This is a genomic window from Sphingomonas sp. Leaf67, from assembly GCF_001421965.1.
Classification (GTDB): domain Bacteria; phylum Pseudomonadota; class Alphaproteobacteria; order Sphingomonadales; family Sphingomonadaceae; genus Sphingomonas.
Genome location: NZ_LMLP01000001.1, coordinates 601,886 through 627,290, shown reverse-complemented (window position 1 = coordinate 627,290; position 25,405 = coordinate 601,886). Strand labels below are relative to the sequence as shown.

The following is a 25,405-nucleotide window of genomic DNA, read 5'->3' as shown; positions in this document are numbered from 1 at the left end:
CCCCGATGAACGAAGCGGTTTGACTCTACCATGGGTCGGGGAGTTAGGCGAGACGACCTGTCGACGACGCCGTTCGGTCAGAGCAACGCCCACCCCGTCACCGCCCCTACGCCCACGATCACAGGCGTCACCCAGCCACCCTTCAGCCGCCACGCCAACCCCAGCGCGACCGCGAACAGGATTCCGCCGATGGCGACCGCATCGATTCGCGCGCCGGTCGCCACCGCCAGTTGCACGAAGGTCGCCGCGATGATGCCGACCACCGCCGCCGCCACGCCGGTCAGTGCGTGGCGGAGCGAGGGCGCGTCGACAATTCGCTCCAGCCGTTCGAAGAACAGCAGCGAAAAGGCGAAGGCCGGCAGAAACATGCCGAGCGTGATCGCCAGCGCGCCGGTGAGGCCGCCCGCGACGAACCCGACAAAGGTCGCAAAGATCACCAGTGGCGCGGGGATGACATTGGCGAAGGCGACCCCGTCGAGGAACGCCGCATCGCCGATCCAGCCCCGCCCGACGGTATCGGCGCGGACATAGGGGATGGCGGTATAGGCCCCGCCAAAGGTCAGCAGCCCGCCCTTCAAGCCGGCGACGAACAACGCGAGGATGGTCAGCGGTTGCGTTATCGATCCGGCCGGGGCGGGGGTGGCGATGCTTATCGCCCCGATGGCAGCAACAAGGCCAACCATGCCGATCGCGATCATCATCGCCGGCCGGGCCATCGCCGCATAGACACCGCCGCCGACCAGCAAGGGTATCCAGAACGGTACGCCGATCAGCGTCGCGATCGCCGCCGCCACCGCGATCGCCGCCAGCAATCGGTCCTCGATCACATGCTGGCCGATCCGCACCACCGCGCGCAGAATCACCGCAAGGATCGCGACCTGAATGCCGAGCAGGATGCCGCCGAAGCCCACGCTGCCCTGCACGACCGAGACATAGAGCCAGCCGACCAGCAGCATCAGGCAGAAGCCGGGCAGCATGAAGCCCAGTCCGGCGAGCAGCCCGCCGATCCGGCCGCGCGCCAGCACGCCGAAATGGACGCAGAGTTCATGCGCCTCGGGGCCGGGCAGGATCTGCAACACCGCGAGCAGGCGATTGAACCGCCCGCGATCGATCCAGCCCTCTTCCTCGACCAGTGCCTGCCGCAACATCGCGATCTGCGCGACCGGCCCGCCAAAGGCGAGACAGCCGAACCGCAGGAATTTGAGGAACAGCGCGATCAGGCCGATGGCCGGGGGGCGGGAGGGGGCAATCTGCATAAAGCAACGCTCCTACAGGCCGCGAACGCGACCGATGGAGCGGAACTTGGACGGCACCCGTCTGAACGGGCGTCCGCAGCGGCCCGTGACGGCAATCCGCCACAATGGCGGGGATGTGTCAATCGGTCGCGCGGGGAGGGGGGCTTCCAGATTCTTCCCGGTACGGGGAGGAGCCTGCCTCCGCACCAAGCCGGGGGTAGCGAAGGAAGGCGCTACCCCCTCGCAAGCGCTCCCCCGCGCTGCTATCTCCCCGGCCATGCCCCATCTCTATCTCGTCGACGGCTCCGGCTATATCTTTCGCGCCTATCACCGGCTGCCGCCGCTGACGAACCAGCATGGCGAGCCGGTCGGGGCGGTCTATGGCTATACGACGATGCTGTGGCGGCTGGCCGATGCACTGCACAAGGCGGACGGACCGACGCATATGGCGGTGATCCTCGACAAGTCGTCCAAGACGTTCCGCAACGACCTGTACGACCAGTACAAGGCGCATCGCCCGCCACCGCCCGAGGATCTGGTCCCGCAGTTCCCGATGATCCGCGACGCGACGCGGGCCTTTTCGATTCCCTGCATCGAGGAAGAGGGGCTGGAGGCCGACGACATCATCGCCTGCTATACGCAGGCGGCACTGGCGCAGGGGTGGGCGGTGACGATCGTCAGTTCCGACAAGGACCTGATGCAGCTGATGACCGATCCGTCGGTCGACATGCTCGACACGATGAACAACCGCACGCTCGGCCCCGATCATGTCCGCGAGAAATTCGGGGTGGGGCCGGAGCAGCTGGGCGACGTGCTGGCGCTGATGGGCGACGCGGTCGACAACGTGCCGGGCGTGCCCGGCGTCGGGCCGAAGACCGCTGCCAAGCTGATCGCCGAGCATGGCAATCTCGAAGCCGTCCTCGCCGCCGCGCCGGACATGAAAAAGGGCAAGCTGCGCGACAATCTGATCGACCATGCCGACAATGCGCGGCTGTCGAAGGTGCTGGTGACGCTGAAATGCGATGGCGGCCTGCCCGAACCGCTCGACGCGCTGGCGATGCAGGGCATACCCGACGCGCCGCTGCGTGCGTTCCTCGAACATCACGGGTTTCGCACGCTGCTGACCAAGCTGTCGAGCGTCGCCGACGAGCCGGTCGCACCGGCCACGGCACCGGGGGGCGAAGAGGACGAACCGGCCTGCAACCATGACGGCTATGAGACGGTCGTGACGCAGGAGGCGCTCGACCGCTGGGTACAGGTGGCGCGGCATCAGGGCTGGGTCGCGATCGATACCGAGACGACCGGTCTGGACGCGACCCGCGCCGAACTGGTCGGGATCAGCATGGCGCTGCATCCCAATCTCGCCTGCTACGTGCCGATCGGCCATGGCGGGACCGACATGTTCGCCGAGCGCCCCGAGCAATTGTCGCGCGAGCTCGTGCTGGCGACGCTGAAGCCGTTGTTCGAAGACCCCAGCGTCCTGAAGATCGGGCATAACCTGAAATACGACATGATCGTCCTGTCGCGCGCCGGGGTCGCTGTCGCGCCTTATGACGACACGATCGTGATGAGTTTCGACCTAGACGCCGGGCTGCATGGGCACGGCATGGACGAACTGGCAGCGACGCACCTCCAGCATAGCTGCATCGCGTACAAGGACGTGGTGGGGACGGGGAAGAAGCAGGTCGGTTTCGGCGAAATCGATCTGAAGACCGCGACCCGCTATGCCGCCGAGGACGCCGACGTGACATTGCGGTTGTGGCGGCGGTTCAAGCCGCGCCTGCCATATGAACAGGCGACGCGCGTCTACGAGATGGTCGACCGCCCGCTGGTCCGCGTGATCGCCGAGATGGAGATTGCGGGGATCAAGGTCGATGCGCAGGTGCTGGCGCGGCTGTCCGACGATTTCTCGACCCGGATCGCCGCGCTGGAGACCGAGATCCACGACTTGGCGGCCGTGAAATTCACCATCGGATCGCCGAAACAGCTGGGCGACGTGCTGTTCGTCACGCTGGGGATCAAGGGCGGCCGCAAGGGCAAGTCCGGCGTCTATTCGACCGACGTCACCGAATTGGAGCGGATCGCCGCCGACAAGGATTCGCCGGGCGCGGTGATCGCGGCGAAGGTGCTCGACTGGCGACAACTGACCAAGCTCAAGAACACCTATACCGACGCGTTGCAGGCGCAGATCAATCCGGCGACCGGGCGGGTGCATACGTCGTACAGCCTGACCGGCGCGCAGACCGGGCGGCTGTCGTCGACCGATCCCAACCTGCAGAACATTCCGATCCGTACCGAGGTTGGGCGGCAGATCCGCGATGCGTTCGTGGCGGAACCGGGCAACGTCATCCTCGCGGCCGACTATTCGCAGATCGAGCTGCGGCTGGCGGCGCATATCGCCGACGTGCCGCAGTTGCGCGACGCGTTCGCGCGCGGCGACGATATTCACAGCATCACCGCGCAGGAGCTGTTCGGCGAGGTCAACCGCGACACGCGCGGGCGGGCCAAGACGATCAACTTCGCCATCCTCTACGGCATCAGTCGCTGGGGGCTGGCTGGGCGGCTGGACGTGAGTGCCGAGGAGGCACAGGCGATGATCGATCGCTATTTCGACCGCTTCCCCGGCATCAACCGCTATATCGCCGAGACGACGCAGAGTGTCAGAACGGCGGGTTTCACCACCACGCTGTTCGGCCGCAAGACGCATTTTCCGCGCATCAAGTCGAAGGTGCAGCATGAACGCCAGGGGGCCGAACGCGCCGCGATCAACGCCCCGATCCAGGGGACCAGCGCCGACATCATCAAGCGCGCGATGGTGCGGATGGGGCCGGCACTGGCCGAGGCGGGCCTGGGCGAGGTGCGGATGCTGTTGCAGGTCCATGACGAACTGGTGTTCGAACTGCCCGAGGGTCTGGTCGAGGCGGCGACACCGGTGATCCGCCGGGTGATGGAGACCGCCGCCGAACCGGTGGTGCAGCTGTCGGTGCCGCTGGGCGTGGAGATCGGGACGGGGGCGAGCTGGGGCGCGGCGCATTAAGCGCCAGCGCGGCGATCGGGACCCGACCGTTGCCCCCAAGCCGCACCTCGTCGCCAAAGCGCAACGGGGGCTATGGCGGGTCGCCCCCCTCGCGTATGACGCCGCGATGATCCAGCCTTCGCGCGACGTATGACCGACGCGCCGACCCAGCCCACCGACGACATCGCCGCACTTGCCAAAGGCGGGCGGACCAACGTGTTCGGATTCGTCCTGCGGCTGGTCGCGCGGCTGCCGTTCCTGTTCATCGCCGGGCGCATCTATGGGCCGGCGATCGTCGGGCGGTTCGCGCTGGCGGTCCTGGTGGTGGAACTGGCCGCGCTGGTCGCGACGCTGGGGCTGAAACGGGGGCTGGCGCAGGCGCTGTCGTCGACCGATCGGCCCCATGCGCATGTCGTGTGGGACGCGCTGGCGGTCGCCTTCATCCTGTCGGTCGCGGCCAGCGCGGTGTTGTTCGTGTTTCCGCAGATCATGTATCCGAACAGTCAGGTGATCGGGTTCGAACGGCTGTTGCCGCTGATCGTCTTTGCCATCGCATGGTCCGACGTCAGTCTGGCGGCGCTCGCCTATCGATTGAACGTCAAGGCGGCGGTGACGGCGCGCGCGGTCATCGAACCGTGGACGATCTCGATCGCGGCGTGGGGCCTGAGCTATTATTCGACCCGCGACGGCCTCATCATGAGCTATGTGCTGTCGATGGCGGCGGCGCTGGTTGCATCGATCGTGCCGTTCGTCCGCAGCTATGGCCTGCCGATCGGGTGGTCGCCGCATCTGCGGCCGATGCTGGCGCTGGTGAAGCGCAACATGCCGCTGGCAGGTGCCGATGCGATCGAATGGGGCACGCGCAACGTCGATCGCTTCATCTTGGGGCTGTTGTTCGGGCCGGCGATCGTCGGCATCTATTACATGGCGCAGCAGGTCGCGTCGTTGCCGCAGAAGCTGAAGACCAGCTTCGATCCGGTATTGGGGCCGGTCATCACCCACAGCCTTGCCGCCGGTGACAAGCCGGCGGTCGCGCGACAGGTGCGTCAAGTCGGCTTCTGGATCATCACCGCGCAGGCGGCGCTGGCGCTGGCCGGCAGCATTCCGGCGTCGGGCGTGATGGGCGTGGTCGGTCGCGAGTTCGTGAGCGGCGCGGGCGCGTTGTCGTTCCTGCTGTTCGCCGAAGTCTTCGCGGCCAAGGGCGCGGTGTCCGAAGCGGCGCTGGTCTATATCGCGCGCCACCGTAACCTGATGATTTCGCTGGGGCTGCTGACGTTTCAGGTGTTGCTGAGTTTCGCGCTGGTTGCGTTGATGCGTACGCTGGGCCTGCCGCAGAATTACGCGGCGGTCGGGCCGGCGATGGCACTGACGCTGTCGGTCGCGCTGGGATCGGTGATCAAGTCGGGGCTGTTGTCGAAGCTGCTCGGCGTCAGTGTCCGCGATTTCCGGCCGGCGTTCGTGTGGGCGGTGCTGGCGGCGGCGGTGGCCGGATCGCTGATCATGCGGCTGCCGAAGCACTATGAATGGGCGGAACTGCTGTTCGGCATTCCGGTGATGCTCGCCATCTACTTCGCGGTGCTGTGGCGCTGGGCGTTCCGGCCCGAGGACAAGGCGCTGTTCCACAAGAGCGCGGCAGCGACGGAGGCGCAGATCCCCACGGATCGGTACAAGGTGTAGGGTCAGGCGACATTCGACCCGTTGCGGACCGCCGTGCCCGACCGCGGCCCCATCGTCACGCCCGCGCAGGCGGGAGTCCCTATACGCCGAAGTCGCCGAACCAGCCAAAAGCGTAGCGGCTATGGGTCCCCGCCTGCGCGGGAATGACGAAAATCCGTTGTAATCGCTGAATGTCAATCCGCCACAGGTTAGCAGGCGGTCGGTGTGGCTGTCGGGAACGGAGATGTCGTGCCGCCCTCCCGCACATCCTTTACCGGAACGGCGGCTCGTTGAATGCGCGCAGCTTGCGGCTGTGGAGGCGGGCACCCTCTTGCCGCAATTGCTCGCACGCTTCGATGCCGATGCGCATATGTTCGTTGATCGCGCGTTCGTAGAAGCGGTTGGCCTGTCCGGGTAGCTTCAGTTCGCCGTGGAGCGGTTTGTCGGAAACGCACAGCAGCGTTCCATAGGGGACGCGGAAGCGATATCCCTGTGCGGCGATCGTAGCCGATTCCATGTCGATGCCGACCGCGCGCGACAGCGAGAAGCGCAGCGCCGAGCGGCTGAAGCGCAATTCCCAGTTACGGTCGTCGGTGGTGACGATGGTGCCGGTACGTAGCCGCTTCTTCAGTTCGTCGCCCGACTGGCCCGACACGATCTCTGCCGCGCGTGCCATCGCCACCTGAACCTCGGCGATCGCCGGCACCGGGATTTCGGGCGGTAGCACGTCGTCGAGGACATGATCGTCGCGCAGATAAGCGTGCGCCAGCACGTAATCGCCGATCCGCTGGCTGGGGCGCAGGCCGCCGCAATGACCGATCATCAGCCACGCTTCGGGCCGCATGACCGCCAGATGGTCGCAGATCGTCTTCGCGTTGGACGGACCGACGCCGATATTCACCAGCGTGATGCCGCTGCCGTCGGGCGCGACGAGGTGATAGGCGGGCATCTGATGCCGCCGCCACGCGCTGTCGCTGACCATGCGTTCGGCATCGTCCTCGGCGGTCGCCAGCACGCCGCCGGCCCCCGACAGCGCGGTATAGCGGCTGGGCATGCCATCAGCGGCGGGCTTCAACTGTTCGCCGGCCCAGCGCACGAATTCGTCGACATAGCGGTGATAGTTGGTGAACAGCACATATTGCTGGATATGTTCGGGCGGGGTGCCGGTATAATGGCGCAACCGGGCCAGCGAAAAGTCGGTGCGCAACCCGTCGAACAGCGCCAGCGGACGGCTGTCGTCGTGCGCGGTCCACAGGCCGTCGGCGATCTCGTCGCCGATATGCGCCAGTTCGGTCGCGGGGAAGAACCGCGCGAGTTCGGACGCCGACACCGCATCGAGACTGAGCGCATGCCCGGCGTCGAGGACGTAGGGGAAAGGAATTTCCTGCCGACCGCCGACCGCCTCGACCGTGACGTCGTGGTTGGCGATCAGCAGTTCGAGCTGTTCGGTCAGATAGGCGGCGAACATCGCGGGCTTGGTCACGCTGATCCGGTATTCACCGGGGGTGGTCAGCCGGCCATAGGCGCGCGAGGGCATCGGCCGTTCGCTGCCACCACGATAGGTTAGGCGGATTTCGGGATAGGCGAACGTGCCGTCGACCCGCGCGGAAGACGGCGGGGGCATGCCGTCGGTCAGGTAGCGGTCGAGCGCAGCGCGTAACCGCGCCACCGAGGCAGTGTAGAGCCGATCGAGTTCGGCAACGATATCGGAAGCCTGCGTCATCGATCGTGGCTAAGTCGATCCCGTAACGCAGGTCAAGACCCGGCGCAGTGCGGTGCGCCGGGTCAGGAGGATCAGGTCGCCGACGAAGGAACCTTCGGCGTGGCGTCGGCTTCGCGCTTCTTGTCGATCAGCTTCGATGCGCCGAAGGCGGCTCCGGCGATCGCGGCGGCAGCGCCGGCGACGATTGCGGCGGTGGCACCCGGATGCGCCTTCACCGTCTCGGCGGTCGATTTGGCGGCATCCGCCACCGCATCGCGCGACTTGGCGGCGGCGTCGCTTACGGTTTCCTTGGCCGATGTGTAGGTCGCCGATGCCTTTTCGGCAAAGCTGCCCGAAGCTTCGGCGACGTCGTTGGCGACATCCTTGGTGGTGGTCGAATTGGTCATGACGCGTCCCTTTCCCGTTCGATATGGTTGCGTAACCACTGATCAACCCGGGACCGACCGGCCGGTTCCGACACGCGCGTATCGAAACCGGTCGTGCGTCAGAGTTCGTTTGGAAATGCGTCGAGACGCATTTCGCGGCACCGGCCCGCTCCCCCACCCCACCACCCATGCAATGATACTGATTTGGGTGGTGGGGTGGGGGAGCGGGCCGGTGCCGCCTCGAAGCTCGCTATCGCGCGAGCTTCCAAACAGACTCTCAGATCGAGGCGAGCAGGTTTTCGGCCGAGCTGACCTTGAACTCGCCTGGTGCCTCGACGTGCAGTGCTTCGACCACGCCGTCATTGACCAGCATCGCGTAACGCTGCGACCGGGTGCCCATGCCATAGGCGGAGCTGTCCATGTCGAGGCCGGTCGCCTTCGCGAAATCGGCATTGCCGTCGGCCAGCATCGTCACCGTGTCGGTCGCGTTGCCGGCCTTTGCCCAGGCGTCGAGCACGAAGGCGTCGTTGACCGCGGTGCAGGCGATTTCGTCGACGCCCTTGTCATGGAACGCCTGCGCCTGTTCGACGAAGCCCGGCAGATGCTTGGCCGAGCAGGTCGGGGTAAAGGCACCGGGTACCGAGAACAGCGCGACGCGGCGGCCGGCGAAGAAGTCGCCGGTCGACACCTGATCGGGGCCGTCGGGCGTAACCTTGACTAGTTTGGCGTCGGGCAGGCGGTCGCCGATCTTTATCGTCATCATTTTCCTCCGGGAGTATCCGCGCATTCGTTGCGCACGGGCGAAGCGTGGGAGCGCTGGCGGCCCTTTTCAAGCATGGCGCCGCAGCCGCCGGACGATTAGCGTCGTCCGATCATGGACCAGACCCGATTCCTGACCGGACAGATGTTGCTGGCGATGCCCGGCATTGGCGACCGCCGGTTCGACCATGCCGTCATCGCGATGTGCAGCCACGACGCCGATGGCGCGATGGGGATCGGCGTGGGCGATACGATCGAGGGGCTGACGCTGCATACGTTGCTGGCGCAACTGGAGATCGAACCCGGCGCGGCACCCGACGTGCCGATCCATCAAGGTGGACCGGTCGAGACGCGGCGCGGCTTCGTGCTGCACGATGCCGGCTGGGGTGGGCAGGATACGATCGACGTCGCCGGCAAATGGGCGTTGTCGGGGTCGGTCGACGTGCTGCGCGCGATCGCCGGTGGCAGCGGGCCGGAACGGTTTCTGATCGCGCTGGGCTATGCCGGCTGGGAGGGCGGGCAGTTGGATGCCGAAATGTCGCGCCATGGCTGGATGAACGTCGATGGCGATGCCGCGCTGCTGTTCGACGTGCCGACCGCGCAGCGCTGGCGGGCGGGATACGACCGGGCCGGCATCGATACGCGCCTGTTGTCGCCGGGTGCCGGCACCGCCTGACAATGGTTTGTTAGGGGCGGTTCGCTAGTCGCCCATGACCGGGCGGTTGCCGCCTACCCCTCGCATTCCAGCGTCACGAACCAGATATAAAGAAATCTTTATATTCGCATTTGCGTTTCGACCGACGGGTCGGTAGAGGCGCAGTCATCCGCCATGGGCGTGCCCATGGCCCAAGCTCCAGGAGTATCCATGGCCACCGCCATTGCCGACAAGCAGACCGATTACGTCATCGCCGACATCGGCCTCGCCGATTTCGGTCGCAAGGAAATCGAGATCGCCGAAACCGAGATGCCGGGCCTGATGGCGCTGCGCGAGGAATTCGGGGCGTCGCAGCCGCTGAAGGGCGCGCGGATCACCGGTTCGCTGCACATGACGATCCAGACCGCGGTGCTGATCGAAACGCTGACCGCGCTGGGTGCCGACGTCCGCTGGGCGACGTGCAACATCTTCTCGACGCAGGACCATGCCGCCGCCGCAATCGCGGCCAAGGGCATTCCGGTCTTCGCGATCAAGGGCGAGAGCCTCGCCGATTACTGGGACTATGTCGGCGACATCTTCAACTGGGGCGACCAGACCGCCAACATCATCCTCGACGATGGCGGCGACGCCACCATGTTCGCGCTGTGGGGCGCGAAGCTCGAAGCCGGCGCAACGCTGGGCGAGCCCGAGAATGAGGAAGAGGTCGAGTTCCAGCGCGCATTGAAGGCGTTCATCGCCAAGCGTCCGGGATACCTGACCGAGACCGTCAAGAACCTGAAGGGCGTGTCGGAAGAAACGACGACCGGCGTCCACCGGCTGTATGAAATCGCCAAGAAGGGCGAGCTGCCGTTCCCGGCGATCAACGTCAACGACAGCGTCACCAAGTCGAAGTTCGACAATCTGTACGGCTGCAAGGAATCGCTGGTCGACGCGATCCGTCGCGCGACCGACGTGATGCTCGCCGGCAAGGTCGCCTGCGTCGCCGGCTTCGGTGACGTCGGCAAGGGTTCGGCGCAGTCGCTCCGCAACGGCGGCGCGCGCGTGATGGTCACCGAAGTCGATCCGATCTGCGCCCTGCAGGCGGCGATGGAAGGGTTCGAGGTCGTGACGATGGACGAAGCGGTGACCCGCGCCGACATCTTCTGCACCGCGACCGGCAATGCCGACGTCATCACCGCCGATCACATGAAGGCGATGAAGCCGATGTCGATCGTCTGCAACATCGGCCACTTCGACAGCGAGATCCAGATCGCCGCCCTGTCGAACTATGAGTGGGACGAAGTGAAGCCGGGCACCGACCTGGTGAAGTTCCCCGACGGCAAGCAGATCATCGTGCTCGCCAAGGGCCGCCTCGTGAACCTCGGCTGCGCCACCGGGCACCCGTCGTTCGTGATGTCGTCGTCCTTCACCAACCAGGTGCTGGCGCAGATCGAACTGTGGACGAAGGGTGAGAACTACAAGAACGAAGTATACGTCCTCCCCAAGCACCTCGACGAAAAGGTCGCGGCGCTGCATCTCGAAAAGCTGGGCGTGAAGCTGTCGAAGCTGACCCCGAAGCAGGCGAGCTATATCGGTGTGCCGGTCGAAGGGCCGTTCAAGCCGGACCATTACCGCTACTGATTCGATCGGATCGCAAGCGTCAAAGGGGCGGGCATCCGGTTGGATGTCCGCCCTTTTTGTTGCTGGTAGATGGCGGCGTGTTGCGATCGTACAACACGCAGACGCAAAACGCAGCGCGCGGGAGCCAGTCGCGGTTCCGGCGGTTGATGCCGACGATGAAAGCGTATCGATGAAGAATACGCAAACATCGGAAAAAGGGGTCCGAACCATGCAACAACCGATTTCGCGCTGGCGCCTCGGGGCAGCCCGCAGCGTCCTTGCCATTACCGCACTGCTCGCCGCTGCATCGGCTACGGCACAGGACGCGGCTCCTGTCGCCGATGACCAGCAGAGTACGGTCGATACCAGCGAGGAAATCGTCGTTACCGGTTCGCGTATCGCACGTCCTGAGTTGGAGGTCGCCAACCCGATCGTATCGGTGAACGCCGCTGCGATCGAGGCAACCGGTCTGAACAACATCACCGACGTACTGATCCGAAATCCCGCACTTACGGCATCGGTTGGCGGCGCAAGGTCGGGCGGGGGCAGTCCGACGGAACTGAACGGCACGGGCGCCAATTTCCTGAACCTCCGTAATCTGGGCGTGGATCGCACGCTCGTCCTCGTAAACGGTCGTCGCCACGTTGCCGGCATCCCGAACACAGCGGCGGTCGATACCAATTCGATCCCGCAGGACCTGATCGAAAAGGTCGACGTGCTGACCGGCGGCGCGTCGGCGATCTACGGTGCCGATGGCGTGTCCGGCGTGGTCAATTTCGTGCTGCGGCGTGATTTCGAAGGGGTTTCGGCCCGCCTGCAGGGCGGCATCTCGGATGATGGCGATGCCGGCAACCAGCTGGCATCGATCGTCGCGGGCAAGAATTTCGCCAACGGACGCGGCAACATCACCGCAGCCTATGAATACAGCAACACCGAACGGCTGAGCAGCTTTGCGCGGCCATTTTCGGGCGATCCCAGCCGCTATCGGGAACTGTGGCAGAACATCAACGATTTCCGCCCGGGTCCCGATGGTAACCCGTTCGATAATCCCAATTTGCCCGATCGGATCGTCTATACCAACCTCGGCTGGGCCGACAGCGCGCCGGACGGTGCGGTCGACCTGAATCTGGATGGCGTTCCCGATTTCACGGGCAGCGGTCGCATCTATGACGGCGGCACCTTCCTGCCGGGGTCGAGCGGTCGTGCGCAGGGCGGTTCGTCCAATACGCCGACCGCGGGCTATTTCGGCGATCTGTATCCGGCAATCGAGCGCCACGCCGTCAATCTGCTGACCAGCTTTGAATTTTCGGACAAGGTGCGGTTCTTCGCAGAGGGCAAGTTCGTCCGGACCCGTGCCTATTCGGTCGGACAGCCGAGCTTCGATTTCTTCACGTATCTGAACGGCGACAACGCGTTCCTCGCGGATCGCTTCGGCGCGAACGCAGCGCCGGATGGCGCCTATATTTCGCGCGACAATTTCGACTTCGGCATCCGCGGTGAGCGGGTACGGCGCGATACGTGGCGTGGTGTCGTCGGGTTCGATGGCGAGATCGCCGAGAACACGCGCTACGAAGTATCCTACGTGTATGGCCGTACCAACGCCCGGTCGACGCAGACGTCCAACCTGATCGGTGACCGCTATGCGGCGGCGATCGACGCGGTCCGGGCACCCGACGGTTCGATCGTCTGCCGTTCGACGCTGGATGCGACGGCGCTCGACCAGCCTGCCACGACCTTTACGCCGGGGGCCGGCAGCGCCTGTCGTCCGCTCAACCTGCTGGGCAATGGCGTCGCGTCGCAGGCAGCACTCGATTTCGTCCTTGCCAATAACGTCAACCGTGCGGCGGTCGACCAGCATGTCGTATCGGGATCGATCTCGGGCGACAGCCGCGCCATCTTCGAATTGCCGGGCGGCCCAATCGGCTTCGCGTTCGGCGGTGAATATCGGCGCGAGGGCAGCCGGTCGGACCCCGATGCGCTGATCGTCAACGGTGAATTGCGCGACTTCGCCGCGCTCCCGCCGAGCGCGGGCAGCTTCGACGTCAAGGAAGTGTTCGGCGAATTGAACATTCCGTTGCTGGCGGACATGCCGTTCGCCGAGCTGCTGTCGTTCGGCGCGGCGGCGCGCCTGTCCGACTATTCGACGGTCGGCTCGACGCGCACGTGGAAGTTCGACGGCATCTATGCCCCGATCCCCGATATTCGTTTCCGCGGTTCCTATTCGCAGGCGGTGCGCGCGCCGAACATCGGCGAACTGTTCCTGCCCGCGACCGGCACGTTCGGTTTCGTCACCGATCCATGCGATCTCGCGAACCGGAACCAGGGAACGCAGTTCCGGGCGGCGAATTGCCAGACGCTGCTCGCCGGGCTCGGTCTGACGCCGGGACAGATCGCCAGCTTCAGCCCGTCGCAGGTTCCTTCGGCCACGACCTCGCGTCGGGGTACGCAGGGCGGCAATCGTAACCTGACCGAGGAGACGGCGACGACGTGGACCGCAGGCGTCGTGCTGCGTCCGCGGTTCATCCCCGGACTGACGATCACGGCCGACTGGTACGACATCCGCATCAGCGATGCGATCAACACGCCGACCCCGACCGAACTGGCGCAGCTGTGCGTCGATCAACCGACGATCGACAACCCGTTCTGCGCGAACGTCTTCCGCTCGACCCAGACTGGTTACGTGCTTGGCGACGGTGACGATCCCCAGCGTCGCATCGGCTTCAACGTAACGCCGGCCAACGTTGCCGCCTTCCGCACGTCGGGGGCCGACATCGGGGTCAATTATACGTTCCAGCCGGGCAATCTGGGTCGCTTCGACGTCAGTGTGAATGCAGGCTATCTCGACAATCTCTCGTTCGTGCCCACGGTGGGTGCCGACGTCGATATTGATACGCTCGAAGCCTATAATCCCCGCTGGCGCGGGTCGAGCAACGTGACGTGGACCATCGACGCGCTGTCGCTGAACTATGGCCTCGTCTATTTCAGCAAGACCCGTCGCTTCACGACCGAGGAGCTGGCAAACAACCCGGACCTGTCCGACCCGCGTTACTTCTACTACCCCGAACTTTTCCAGCATGACATTCGGGCAGAAGTGCGGATCAACGACAGCTTCCGCTTCTACGGGGGCGTCAACAATCTGTTCGAACAGACGCCGAACCTCGGATCGCTGAACTATCCGATTTCGGGCGTTGGGCGCTTCATCTACGCCGGTGCGAGCTTCCGTATGTGATCGGATACCGCCGAGGTTTCGGTTGAACGATTCCGGGCGGCACCATGCGGTGTCGCCCCTTTTTTATATGACGGCGAAGGACTAGGCAGGAGCGGTGTTCATGCTTGCCTTTCTGTTGCCGCCCGCCGGAGATCGCCCGTGATTACCGTCACGACCATGGCCGCGGTGATCTGCGGCGCGGTGTTGGCGGTGCTGATCGTCGGCAGCGTCTGGGCGCTCTATGCCGGGGTGTCTGCACGGCGGCGGGCGCTCGCCGACCGGGTGCTGTTCGATTCGCTGCGGTCGACGCTGGCGGCATCGCCGGCGCTGGCGATGGTGGTGCGGGCCGACGGGCGGCTGTCGATCGATCGGCCACTCGCCGACCGGCTGGGACAAAGCGAGCTGCCCGGGACCGTCGCCGATCTCGGCAATCCCGACAACGGCCTCGAACCCGGCAGCGCCGACCGGCTGCTCGATGCGATCAATGCCGCGCTGCGCGGGGGCAAGCCGTTCCGCACCGTCATCCGCGCCACGGGATCGGCGCGCTCGCTGTTCGCGATCGGCGACCGCGCGCCGCCCGAACTCAATACGCCGGGCGGGGTACTGGTCTGGTTCTTCGATGCGACCGAATTCCATGACGAGATCGCGACGCTGGGCGCGGAGGCGGAGGAATATCGCGCCGCGTTCGATGCGCTTTCCAGCCTGATCGAGGCCGCGCCGATGCCGATGTGGTATCGCGACGATTCGCTGCGGCTGGCGATGGTCAACACCGCCTATGTCCGGGCCGTCGATGCGCTGGACGCGGGTGAGGTGATCGCGCGACAGGTCGAGCTGGTCGAAGGAGTCGGCATGGGCGGGCCGCTGGCCAGCGCGTCGATCGCGCGCGATACCGGACAGCCGCAACAGGCGGCGATGCCGGCGACGATCAACGGCGAACGGCGGATGCTGCGCGTCCACGACATGCCGCTGCGCGATGGCGGTACCGGCGGCTTCGCGATCGACGTGCACGAGATCGAGGAAGCGCGCGGCACGCTGAAGCGCAGTCGCGATGCGCAGCGGGCAATGCTCGACCGGTTGTCGGCGGGGGTGGCGCAATTCGAACCCGACCGGACGCTGGTGTTCTACAACCAGCCCTTCCTGCGCGCCTTTGCGATGAAGCCCGAATGGCTGGCCGACCGGCCCGAATTCGACCGTGTTCTGGACCGGATGCGCGAGGCCAAGCGCCTGCCCGAAGTCCGCGACTTTCCGGGGTGGAAGGCCGAGCGTCGCGACTGGTTCCGCGCGGCGGAAGGCGCGATCGAGGAGCAATGGCATGTGCCCGGCGGCACCCATCTGCGCGTCGTCGCCCAGCCGCTGCCCGAGGGCGGATTGCTGCTGATCTTCGAGGATCGTACCGAGGAAGTGCAACTGGCCAGTGCGCGCGACACGCTGCTGCGCGTCCGCACCGCGACGTTTGACAATCTGTTTGAGGCCTTGGGCGTGTTCGCCGCCGATGGTCGCCTGCAGATCTGGAACGCGAAGTTCCGGCAGGTCTGGGGGTTGGACGACGCGTTCCTCGATGGGCATCCGCGCGTCGATGCGCTGGCCGAGCGGGTCGCCGACAGCCTTGCCAACCCCGGCCGTGCCGCGCTGATCCCGGAACTGGTCCGCTTCGCCACGCAGCAGCGGATGCAGCGTTCGGGCCGGTTCGCGATGGCCGACGGGCGGCATTATGAATTCGGCGCGGTGCCGCTGCCCGATGGCAATGCGCTGCTGACGATGCTCGACATTTCCGACAGCCGCCGCATGGAACAGGCGCTGCGCGACCGGAACGAGGCGCTGGAGGCGGCCGACCGGGTCAAGAACGCCTTCGTCGCATCGATGAGCTATGAACTGCGCACCCCGCTGACGTCGATCAAGGGTTTTGCCGAGATGTTGCAGGCGGGCTATGCCGGCAAGCTGACCGAAGATGGCGGACGCTATACCGACGCGATCCTCGAATCGGTCGAACGGTTGAGCGGGCTGATCGACGACACGCTCGACCTGACCGCCAACGAAACGCTGCCGGTTGCGCGGGCCACGGTTGCGCTGAAGATGATCGCCAACGAAGCGGCTGAAGCGGCGCGTCCGACCGCGACGGCGCGCGGCATCGAACTGGCGGTCGAGATTCTGCCATCGGCGGGCGTGATGCTGGGCGATGCGCGACGGTTGCGGCAGGCGATCAGCCATCTGCTTGACCATGCGCTGGGTGGCTTGCGGCAGGGGGGGCGCGTGCTGCTGCACGTCGATGGCGATGCGCAACAGGCGCGGATCGTCGTGTCCGACGACGGGCCGGGCCTGTCGAAGGACGCCGTCGCCCGCGCATTCGACCGGTTCGCGCAGGCAGGGGCGGCACGGGTCGGCGAACGCGCGCTGAGCCTCGACCTGCCCCTCGCGCGGCAGGCGGTCGAGGCGCATGGCGGCACGATCGAGCTGGTGTCGGAAAAGGGGCTGGGGACGCTGGTCACGATCGACCTGCCGCGTGAGCCGTGATCCACCTGTCCGACGAAGCGTCCGCGCACGCGTTCGGCGCGCGGATGGCGTCCGTATTGCGGCCGGGCGATGTCGTCGCGCTGTCGGGGCCGCTGGGCGCCGGCAAGACCAGTATCGCGCGCGGGCTGCTGGCCGCATTGGGGCTGGAGGGGGAGGCACCGTCGCCGAGTTTCGCGATCGTCCAGCCCTATGACCCGCCCGAGGTGCGGATGCGCGTGCTGCACGTCGATCTCTACCGCATTGAGGACCCCGAAGAGGCGTTGGAACTGGGGCTGGACGAGGCGCGGAACGATGCTGCGCTGGTGGTCGAATGGCCCGAACGGCTGGGCGACGATCCGTGGCCCGACGCGCTATGGCTGACGCTCGCGTTCGACGACGCCGGCGGGCGGCGCTTGACAGCGCGGGTGCCGGACGCTTGGGAACGCCGATGGCCGCTGACCTGAACCCGCGCGATGCGGCACCTGCATTCCTGACCCAGGCCGGCTGGGGCGATGCGCAGATCCTGCCGCTGGCGGTCGATGCGTCGTTCCGCCGCTACTATCGGGTGATCGGGACCGGGCGGACCGCGGTGCTGATGGACGCGCCGCCGCCCGAGGATACGCGCAAGTTCGCGCGGATGGCGGCGTGGCTGGCCGAACGGGGCTTTGCCGCGCCCGCGATCCTTGCCGACGATGCTGCCGCAGGATTCATGCTGCTGGAGGATTTCGGCGACATGCGGATGCGCGAGACGGTCGACGCCGCGCCCGAGAGCGAGGGGCGGCTCTATGCGGCGGCGGTCGACCAGTTGCTGCGGTTGCAACGCCACGAAGCCGCGCCCGTGCCGCCCTATGACCGTGCGTTCATCCTGCGCGAAGCCCTTCTGCTGATCGAATGGTATTGCGACGCGTTGGGGCTGGCCGTCGACATTAATGGCTATACGGCGGCATGGAACGCGGCGTTCGACGCGCTGCCGGACATGCCGGTAGTGACCGTCCTGCGCGACTATCATGCCGAAAACCTGATGCTGCTCGACGATACGCGGCTGGGTCTCCTCGATTTTCAGGACGCGTTGGCCGGGCACCCGGCCTATGACCTCGTGTCGCTGTTGCAGGATGCGCGCCGCGACGTGCCGGCGGTGGTCGAGGCGTCGATGATCGCCCGCTACCGCGAATCGACCGGCGTGAGCGAGGGGTTCGACGCCGCCTATCACCTGTTCGGCGCGCAGCGGAATGCGAAGATCCTCGGCATCTTCACCCGGCTGTGGCAGCGTGACGGCAAGCCGCGCTATGGCGCGCTGTGCCCGCGCGTGTGGCGCTATCTGGAACGCGATCTCGCCCATCCGGCGCTGGCCGGCGTCGCGCGCTGGTTCGATCTCAACATCCCGCCGCACCAGCGCGGCGATCCGCAGGAACTCGCATGACCACGCTCCGTTCGATCCGCCCCCATCCGCAGGCACAGGTGCCCGAAACCGCGATGGTGCTGGCGGCGGGGCTGGGCAAGCGGATGCGCCCGTTGACCGCGATGCGCCCGAAACCACTGGTCGAGGTCGCGGGCAAGCCGTTGATCGACCATGTGTTCGACCGGCTGCGTGGGGCGGGGGTCAAGCGCGCGGTGGTCAACGTCCATTACCTTGCCGATGCGATGGAAGCGCATCTCAAGCACCGGGTGAAGGGCATCGACGTCGCCGTGTCCGACGAACGCGCGCAGTTGCTGGAGACCGGCGGCGGGCTGGTGCAGGCGCGCGACCTGATCGGCGACCAGCCGTTCGTCTGCGTCAATTCGGACAATCTGTGGGTCGATGGTCCGGTCGATTCGATTCGGTTGCTGAGCGCGCTGTGGGACGATGCGAAGATGGACGCGCTGTTGCTGCTGGTGCCACAGGCACTGGCGCATGGTCATCGCGGGCAGGGCGATTTCCATATCGACGCGATGGGCCGCATCACCGGCCGCCGCAAGCCCGGCCGGCTTGCGCCGTTCGTGTTCACCGGCGTGCAGATATTGTCGCCGCGGGTCATTGCGGACTGGCCCGAAGGCGCGTTTTCGACCAACCTGTTCTGGAACCGCGCGATCGAGGCGGGCCGGGCATTCGGGGCGGTGCATCAGGGGCTGTGGTTCGACGTCGGCACGCCCGGCGCGATCCCGATGACCGAAGCCTTCCTCGCCGATGGCTGAGGGGGCTTTTGAAAACTCGCGGGAGAGCGAGTTTTCAGGCGGTGCCGGCCCGCTCCCCCACCCGGCCACCCATCAGGATACTGCCGTTGGTGGCCGGGCGGGGGAGCGAGCCACCACCATAAGGCGCCTCGGCCTCTATACCATTCCGATCCACCGCGCGTTCGCCGATGCGCTGGCGGTGGGGCTGATCCGCCGGTTCGGCGGCGACTCCGTCGGCCTCGCGCAGGGCATGGTGTTGGTCCCGACCAACCGTGCCAAGCGGACGGTGCAGGAGGCGTTCGTGCGCGCCAGCGGCGGCGGGTTGCTGCTGCCCCGGCTGGTCGCGATCGGCGATCCGGAGCTTGACGAAGGGGCCGGCAGTTTCGCCGACCCGGCCGATGCCGCGCCGATTCCACCCGCGATCGATCCGCTCGCGCGGCGGATGATCCTCGCCCGGCTGGTGGCCGAGGAGCGGCAGCGCGCCGGTCGCCCGGTCGACGGGGCGGAGGCGGTGCGGCTGGCGGGCGATCTGGCCGCGACGCTCGACCAGTTGCTGGTCGAGGAGGTCGACCCGGCGGCGCTGCGGACGCTCGACCTCGACGAAACGCTGTCGGCGCACTGGGAGCGCTCGCTCGAACTGTTCCGCATCGTGCTCGATCGCTGGCCGGGAGAACTGGCGGCGCTGGGGCGGATCGACCTTGCCGATCGGCGGACCCGGTTGCTCAAGCGGCTGGCCGCGCGCTGGACGGCCGTCCCGCCCAAGGGGTTCGTCTGCGCGGCCGGGATCGCGACCAACGCGCCCGCGCTCGCCCGCATCCAGCGCTGCGTCGCCGGCCTGCCGAGCGGGATGGTGGTTCTGCCGGGCCTCGACCTTGCAATGGACGACGACGAATGGGCGTCGCTGGGGCCGCATGATCCCGATCCGGTGACCGGCCGTCGCAAGCGATCGATCGAGACGCATCCGCAATTTCATCTGAAGCTGTTGCTCGACCGGATGGGCGTCAACCGCCGCGAATTCGTCCGCTGGCAGGCGGCGAGCGAGCATGACGCGACCCCGACGCGCAGCCGCGCCATCGCCACCGCGCTCAGCCCCGCCGACCGGACCCATCACTGGATCGACGTGCCCGCCGCCGACCGCCGCCTGTCGGGCGTGAAGATGGTCGAACTGGCGACCCCGGCCGAGGAAGCGCAGGCGATCGCCATCGCGCTGCGCGAGGCATTGGAAAGGCCGGGTCGTACCGCCGCGCTGGTCACCCCCGATCGGATGCTCGCGCGTCGGGTTGCGGCGCATATGGCGCGTTGGGACGTGGCGGTCGACGATTCCGCCGGGCAGCCGCTGTCGCTGCTGGCCCCCGGCACGTTGCTGCTGGCAGTGGTCGAGGCGGCGGCACAGGGCTTCGCGCCGGTCGCGCTGCTGGCGCTGCTCAAACATCCGCTGGTGCGCAGCGGCGAGGCCGAACAGCGCGTCACATGGCTCGACGGGGTGCGCCGGCTCGACCGGGCGTTGCGCGGGCCGCGCCCCGCGCCGGGGCTGGCGGGGATCGACCGCCATCTGCGCGAGGGCGAGCCGCGCGATGCCGCGATCCGGTCCGCCGCGCAGCCCTTCTGGGACATGGCGTGCCCGTTGCTGACGCCGCTGGCGACCGCCTTTGCCGCCGGAGCGCAACCGCTGGCCGACCTGCTGGTGCTGCTGCGCGAGACCGCGAGCGAACTGGCGGGCGATGCGGCATGGAGCCGGCCCGAAGGGCGCGCCGCCGCCGAACTGATCGCCGCGCTGGAGCAACAGGCACCGATTGGACCGCCGACGATCGACCCGCGCACGCTGCCGGCGCTGTTGCGCACCCTGCTCGATGAAGTTGCGGTGCGTCCGCCGCAGGGGGCGCATCCCCGGCTCGCCATTCTCGGTCTGCTTGAAGCGCGTTTGCAGACCGCCGACCTGATGATCCTCGGCGGCCTGAACGAAGGGGTCTGGCCGCAATTGCCGTCGCCCGATCCGTGGCTTGCCCCTCGCATCCGCGCCGATCTGAAGCTGCCCGGCCTCGAACGCCGGATCGGCCTTGCCGCGCACGACTTTGCCGGTGCGCTGGGGGCGCGCGACGTGATCCTGACCCGCGCCGCGCGCGATGCGACCGCGCCGACCATCGCCTCACGGCTGTGGTTGCGGTTGCAGGCGCTGGATGACGGGCTCGAGCGTGCCGGGCATTTGCGCGATTGGGCGCGGGCGATCGATACGCCCGATCGCTATGCCGCCGCGTCGCGTCCGGCACCGCGTCCGCCGGTGGGGCTGCGCCCGCGTCGGATTTCGGTGACCGAGGTCGACCGGCTGAAGGCCGACCCTTACGCCTTTTACGCGCGGCGGATGCTGCGGCTGTCGCCGCTGGATGCGGTCGATGCCGATCCGACCGCCGCGTGGCGGGGTACGGCGGTGCATGGCGTCCTCGAACGCTGGGCGCGCGAGGACGGGTTGGACCCGGGGAAGCTGCACCGCCGGTTGCAGGCGCTGTCCGACGATCCGCGCACCCACCCGTTGCTGCGCGCATTGTGGGTGCCGCGCCTGCGCGAGGCGATCGATTGGGTCGCGGCCTTCACCCATGAGAAGCTCGCCGAGGGGCGGATCGTCGCCGGCGTCGAATGCGGCGGGACGCTGGAAATCGCCGGCGTCGAACTCTCGGGCAAGGCCGACCGTATCGATCGCGCCAGCGACGGCGGCCTCGCCATCATCGATTACAAGACCGGCAAGGCCCCGAGCGCGAAGGCGGTCGCAGCTGGCTACAGCCTGCAACTGGGGCTGTTGGGGTTGATGGCGGAGCGCGGCTGCTTCGGCGGGGTGCGCGGTACCGCCACCGCGTTCGAATACTGGTCGCTGACCAAGGACGGCGACCGGTTCGGCAAGATGACCTCACCGGTCAATGCCGACGGGTCGAAGGGGCGGGTGGTCGCCGGCGATTTCGTGCGCGTAGCGAAGGGGCATTTCGAAGACGCCGTCGCCCGCTTCCTGACCGGCGACGAGGCGTTCGTCGCCAAGCTCGTCCCCGAATATGCCCCCTATGCCGAGTATGACCAGTTGATGCGCCGCGACGAATGGTATGGCCGTGAGTGAAGTCCGCGCGCTTCAGCGGCTGAAGAACGATCAGGCGGCGGCCAGCGACCCGCATCGCCATGTGTGGCTTTCAGCGTCGGCGGGCACCGGCAAGACGCACGTCCTGTCGGCGCGGGTGTTCCGGCTGCTGTTGCGCGGGGTCGATCCGGCGGCGATCCTGTGCCTGACCTTTACCAAGGCCGGGGCGGCGGAGATGGCCGAACGCGTGGCGAGTCGGCTCGCGCGCTGGGTGCGGTTGCCCACCGCCGATCTGAAGGCCGATCTGTTCGCGCTGGGCGAGGATGTGAACGATCCGGCGCTGCTCGCCCGCGCCCGTACCCTCTTCGCCCGCGTGCTCGACGCACCGGGCGGCGGGGTGCGGATCCAGACGATCCACGGCTTCTGCCAGAGCCTGCTCGCCGGTTTCCCGGTCGAGGCGGGGCTGGTCCCTGGTTTCCGCCCGCTGGAGGCGCGCGAGGAAGCGGGGATGGCACGCGAGGCGCTGGCCGAATTGCTGGTCGAGGAACAGCGGAGCGGTTCGACCCGGATCGGCGACGCCATCGCCGCGATGTCGCTGCGGATGGGCGAGGGGGCGGCAGAGGGATTCCTGCGCGAATGTGCGCGCAATCCGCAGGCGATGGCGGAGTTGCCGAGCGGTATCCAGCCGTTCCTGCGCCGCGCCTTTCACCTGCCGTCGGGGGACGTGGACGAGGTGATCGCACGGGCGTGCAGCGACGACGAGTTCGACTGCGACGCGCTCGAACGGCTGGCCGAGGCCAATCGCGCCTGGGGCACCGCCACCGGGCTGAAGCTGCATGGCGCGATCCTCGACTGGCTGGCGCAGCCCCCCGCCGAACGCGCACTGCGGCTGGGCGATGTGCGCGGCATGTTCTTTACCCAGAAGGATACGCTGAAAAAGGCATCGGCCAAGCTGATCGCCGCCGATCCCGACTATGACGAGCTCGCCGATGCGGTCGGCACCCGCGCCGCCGAACTGCTGTCGATCCGCGCGCAGGCTGCTTACGCCGATGCGCTGGCCGGCGCGCTGGAGGCCGGGCGCGCCTATGCCGATGCCTATGTCCGTGCCAAGCGGCGGGCGGGGACGGTCGATTTCGACGATCTGATCCGCGAGACGCTCAAGCTGCTCGCCCAGCCGGGCATCGGCGACTGGGTCCGCTTCAAGCTCGACCAGACCACCGAGCATGTCCTGATCGACGAGGCGCAGGACACCAATCCGCAGCAATGGGCGATCGTCCGCTCGCTGGTCGAGGAATATTTCAGCGGCGACGCGGTGCGCGCGGCGGGGATGCGGACGCTGTTCGTCGTCGGCGATTACAAACAGGCGATCTTCGGCTTTCAGGGTACCGACCCGATCTATTTCCGCGCGGCGCACAGTGATTTTACCCGCCGCGCGACGCTGCCCGACGATTATCGCGGCGACGCGCGCGAGCTCGACACGCTGTCGCTGACCCATAGTTTTCGGACGACGCGGCCGGTGCTGGAGTTCGTCGACGCCGCCATCGCCGCCTTGCCCGATCCCGGTATGGGCATCGATACGCCCGAAACGCATGACAGCGAAGTGCCGGGGCCCGGCACCGTGACCCTGTGGGCACCGACCGTGGTCGAGGCGGCGGGCGAGGACGAGGAAGGCTGGATCGACGATTCGACCCGGGTCATCGCGCGCGATATCGCCCGCGCGATCAAGGGCTGGATCGGCACACTTCCGCTCGAATCGAAGGGACGGACGCTCCAGCCCGGCGACATCATGGTGCTGGTCAAGCGGCGCGGCGACCTCGCCTCGCTGATCGTCGCGCGGCTGTATGCGGAGGGGGTGCCGGTCGCGGGCGTCGACCGGTTGCGGCTCGACGCGCCGCTCGCCGTGCAGGATCTGCTGGCGGCGATCCGCTTCGCGCTCCAGCCCGAGGATGATCTCAGCCTCGCCAACCTGCTGGTATCGCCGCTGATCGGCTGGACGCAGGAACAGTTGCTGGCCGGGGCCTTGCGCGAGGGCGGCAGCCTCTGGCGGCAGCTGCGCCAGAGCGGCAGCGACGCGGTCGAGCCATTGTCGCGGATCCTGCGCCGCGCCGATTTCGCCACCCCCTATCGGTTCCTGGAGGAATTGCTGTCGGGCGAACTCGATGGGCGGCGCAAGCTGATCGCGCGGCTGGGCGAAGAGGCACGCGATCCGATCGACGAATTGCTGGGTGCCGCGCTGTCGTTCGAGACCGTCGCCACCTCCTCGCTGCAACGCTTCGTCGAGTGGTTCGACCGGGGCGAGGTGGAGATCAAGCGCGACGCCGGTGCCGCCGGCGGCGCGGTGCGGGTGATGACCGCGCACGGGTCGAAGGGATTGCAGGCCCCGCTGGTCCTGCTGGCCGACGCGGCGATCGATCCCGCCAACAGCCGCCGCGACGTCGTGGCGTGGACGCCTGAAGGCCATGACGGCGCGGCCTTCCCCGTGTTCCGCCCGCGCAGTGGCGAGCGGGGTACGCCGGTCGATGATGCGGTCGCCGCGATCGACAAACGCGAACTGGAGGAACATTGGCGGCTGTTCTACGTCGCCGCGACCCGTGCCGAGGAACGGCTGGTCATCGCCGGTGCGCCGTCCGCCCGTTGTCAGGGCGTGCCGCCAGCGCTCAGCTGGTACAGCGCCGCCGCCGCCGCGTTCGACGCGCTGGGCGTGGGCGAGGGGGAGGGCGAACGCGTCTTCACCGGCCTGACCCGGCAAACCCCGGTCGTCGCCCGCACCCGTCGCGGTACGACCGCCCCCGCGCCGACCGCCGCCCCCGCGTGGCTCCGCGCCCCGGCCCCGGCCGAAGCACGCCCGCCGCGCCCGCTGGCACCCTCCGCGCTGGGTGAGGACGAAGTGTCCGATCCACCCCCGACCGCGACGATGCGCGCCGCCGCCGAGCGTGGCCGGTTGCTGCACCAGCTGTTCGAACGCCTGCCCGACCTGCCCCGCGATCAGCGCGCCGCCGCCGCCGAACGCTGGCTGGCCGGGGCGGCCGGCGTGGACGACGCGACCTTACGCGATCGGGTGACGCGCGACGCAATGGCGATCCTCGACGATCCGGTCTTCACCGATCTGTTCGGCCCCGACGCACTCGCCGAAGCGCCGATCGCCGCCGTGGTCGGCACGCAGGTCGTGGCCGGTACCGTCGACCGCCTGTGCATCGGCGAGACGGTCGTCCGCGTCGTCGATTTCAAGACCGGTCGCCGCGTACCGCCCGCGATCGACGACGTTCCGGTCTATCATCTCAAACAGATGGCCGCCTATGCCGCCGCGCTCGCCGTGATCTTTCCCGACCGGTCGATCGAGGCGGCGCTGCTCTATACCGCCGGGCCGAAGCTGTTCGTCCTGCCCGCCGACCTGCTGGCGGCGCACAAGCCGGGCTTGGTGCCAACGGAACAAAGCTTGCCACGCGAAGCTTGAGGTGCCGCCCCGCCGTTCATAGATGTTGGTCCAGAA

The 25,405-nt window shown here is 67.3% G+C and carries 15 protein-coding genes; 11 read left to right on the top strand and 4 right to left on the bottom strand.

Translation table 11 applies throughout. From position 1 onward, the window contains the following. Window positions 1–77: 77 nt before the first annotated feature. Window positions 78–1,256, bottom strand: a complete 1,179-nt coding sequence (chrA, locus tag ASE90_RS03020) for a chromate efflux transporter (RefSeq protein WP_055995726.1) — start codon at window positions 1,254–1,256, stop codon at window positions 78–80. A gap of 256 nt (window positions 1,257–1,512) precedes the next feature. Here chrA and polA point away from each other — a divergent pair, with 256 nt between their 5' ends. Further along, entirely contained in the window at window positions 1,513–4,272 is a 2,760-nt protein-coding gene (polA, locus tag ASE90_RS03015; protein ID WP_055995723.1) for a DNA polymerase I, read from the top strand. Window positions 4,273–4,401: 129 nt separating this feature from the next. Then, window positions 4,402–5,928, top strand: coding sequence for a lipopolysaccharide biosynthesis protein (locus ASE90_RS03010; RefSeq protein ID WP_055995720.1), 1,527 nt, complete (start codon window positions 4,402–4,404; stop codon window positions 5,926–5,928). A 250-nt stretch (window positions 5,929–6,178) separates the two neighbouring features. Here the strand turns inward: ASE90_RS03010 and ASE90_RS03005 are convergent, their stop codons facing one another. The 3 genes from ASE90_RS03005 to ASE90_RS02995 form a co-directional block, all read right to left on the bottom strand. Continuing rightward, window positions 6,179–7,630: an AMP nucleosidase gene (locus ASE90_RS03005; protein WP_055995717.1), complete on the bottom strand. Its 1,452-nt coding sequence runs from the start codon at window positions 7,628–7,630 to the stop codon at window positions 6,179–6,181. Window positions 7,631–7,701: 71 nt separating this feature from the next. Beyond that, complete coding sequence (locus tag ASE90_RS03000) at window positions 7,702–8,016, bottom strand: hypothetical protein (RefSeq protein ID WP_055995714.1); 315 nt, start codon at window positions 8,014–8,016, stop codon at window positions 7,702–7,704. Between the two features lie 256 nt (window positions 8,017–8,272). Further along, complete coding sequence (locus ASE90_RS02995; RefSeq protein WP_055997183.1) at window positions 8,273–8,755, bottom strand: peroxiredoxin; 483 nt, start codon at window positions 8,753–8,755, stop codon at window positions 8,273–8,275. 114 nt (window positions 8,756–8,869) lie between these two features. Here ASE90_RS02995 and ASE90_RS02990 point away from each other — a divergent pair, with 114 nt between their 5' ends. The 9 genes from ASE90_RS02990 to addA all read left to right on the top strand — a co-directional run bounded on the left by ASE90_RS02990 (window position 8,870) and on the right by addA (window position 25,369). Next, the gene (locus ASE90_RS02990) at window positions 8,870–9,430 is read left to right on the top strand and encodes a YqgE/AlgH family protein (RefSeq protein WP_055995711.1); all 561 of its coding nucleotides are present in this window, start codon (window positions 8,870–8,872) and stop codon (window positions 9,428–9,430) included. A 189-nt stretch (window positions 9,431–9,619) separates the two neighbouring features. After that, on the top strand, window positions 9,620–11,029 hold the full coding sequence (gene ahcY / locus ASE90_RS02985; protein ID WP_055995708.1) for an adenosylhomocysteinase: 1,410 nt from the start codon (window positions 9,620–9,622) through the stop codon (window positions 11,027–11,029). Window positions 11,030–11,237: 208 nt separating this feature from the next. Continuing rightward, window positions 11,238–14,237, top strand: coding sequence for a TonB-dependent receptor plug domain-containing protein (locus ASE90_RS02980; RefSeq protein WP_235531632.1), 3,000 nt, complete (start codon window positions 11,238–11,240; stop codon window positions 14,235–14,237). A gap of 156 nt (window positions 14,238–14,393) precedes the next feature. Beyond that, on the top strand, window positions 14,394–16,727 hold the full coding sequence (locus ASE90_RS02975) for a sensor histidine kinase (protein WP_055995705.1): 2,334 nt from the start codon (window positions 14,394–14,396) through the stop codon (window positions 16,725–16,727). After that, window positions 16,727–17,170: a tRNA (adenosine(37)-N6)-threonylcarbamoyltransferase complex ATPase subunit type 1 TsaE gene (gene tsaE / locus ASE90_RS02970; protein ID WP_082449509.1), complete on the top strand. Its 444-nt coding sequence runs from the start codon at window positions 16,727–16,729 to the stop codon at window positions 17,168–17,170. The genes ASE90_RS02975 and tsaE overlap by 1 nt, the downstream gene beginning before the upstream one ends. Continuing rightward, window positions 17,167–18,126 carry an aminoglycoside phosphotransferase family protein gene (locus tag ASE90_RS02965; RefSeq protein WP_055997175.1) on the top strand — a complete coding sequence of 320 codons (960 nt, stop codon included), beginning with the start codon at window positions 17,167–17,169 and terminating at the stop codon, window positions 18,124–18,126. Before tsaE ends, ASE90_RS02965 begins: the two co-directional genes overlap by 4 nt. Next, entirely contained in the window at window positions 18,123–18,878 is a 756-nt protein-coding gene (locus tag ASE90_RS02960; protein WP_055995702.1) for a nucleotidyltransferase family protein, read from the top strand. The genes ASE90_RS02965 and ASE90_RS02960 overlap by 4 nt, the downstream gene beginning before the upstream one ends. Then, the gene (gene addB / locus ASE90_RS02955; protein ID WP_082449347.1) at window positions 18,871–21,957 is read left to right on the top strand and encodes a double-strand break repair protein AddB; all 3,087 of its coding nucleotides are present in this window, start codon (window positions 18,871–18,873) and stop codon (window positions 21,955–21,957) included. The genes ASE90_RS02960 and addB overlap by 8 nt, the downstream gene beginning before the upstream one ends. Further along, complete coding sequence (addA, locus tag ASE90_RS02950; RefSeq protein WP_055995699.1) at window positions 21,944–25,369, top strand: double-strand break repair helicase AddA; 3,426 nt, start codon at window positions 21,944–21,946, stop codon at window positions 25,367–25,369. Before addB ends, addA begins: the two co-directional genes overlap by 14 nt. Window positions 25,370–25,405 lie beyond the last annotated feature (36 nt).

Bases quoted from the DNA above. Each gene is read 5' to 3' on its own strand.
- chrA (WP_055995726.1), bottom strand. From the start codon at position 1,256: ATGCAGATTGCCCCCTCCCGCCCCCCGGCCATCGGCCTGATCGCGCTG.
- polA (WP_055995723.1), top strand. From the start codon at position 1,513: ATGCCCCATCTCTATCTCGTCGACGGCTCCGGCTATATCTTTCGCGCC.
- ASE90_RS03010 (WP_055995720.1), top strand. From the start codon at position 4,402: ATGACCGACGCGCCGACCCAGCCCACCGACGACATCGCCGCACTTGCC.
- ASE90_RS03005 (WP_055995717.1), bottom strand. From the start codon at position 7,630: ATGACGCAGGCTTCCGATATCGTTGCCGAACTCGATCGGCTCTACACT.
- ASE90_RS03000 (WP_055995714.1), bottom strand. From the start codon at position 8,016: ATGACCAATTCGACCACCACCAAGGATGTCGCCAACGACGTCGCCGAA.
- ASE90_RS02995 (WP_055997183.1), bottom strand. From the start codon at position 8,755: ATGACGATAAAGATCGGCGACCGCCTGCCCGACGCCAAACTAGTCAAG.
- ASE90_RS02990 (WP_055995711.1), top strand. From the start codon at position 8,870: ATGGACCAGACCCGATTCCTGACCGGACAGATGTTGCTGGCGATGCCC.
- ahcY (WP_055995708.1), top strand. From the start codon at position 9,620: ATGGCCACCGCCATTGCCGACAAGCAGACCGATTACGTCATCGCCGAC.
- ASE90_RS02980 (WP_235531632.1), top strand. From the start codon at position 11,238: ATGCAACAACCGATTTCGCGCTGGCGCCTCGGGGCAGCCCGCAGCGTC.
- ASE90_RS02975 (WP_055995705.1), top strand. From the start codon at position 14,394: ATGGCCGCGGTGATCTGCGGCGCGGTGTTGGCGGTGCTGATCGTCGGC.
- ASE90_RS02960 (WP_055995702.1), top strand. From the start codon at position 18,123: ATGACCACGCTCCGTTCGATCCGCCCCCATCCGCAGGCACAGGTGCCC.
- addB (WP_082449347.1), top strand. From the start codon at position 18,871: ATGGCTGAGGGGGCTTTTGAAAACTCGCGGGAGAGCGAGTTTTCAGGC.
- addA (WP_055995699.1), top strand. From the start codon at position 21,944: ATGGCCGTGAGTGAAGTCCGCGCGCTTCAGCGGCTGAAGAACGATCAG.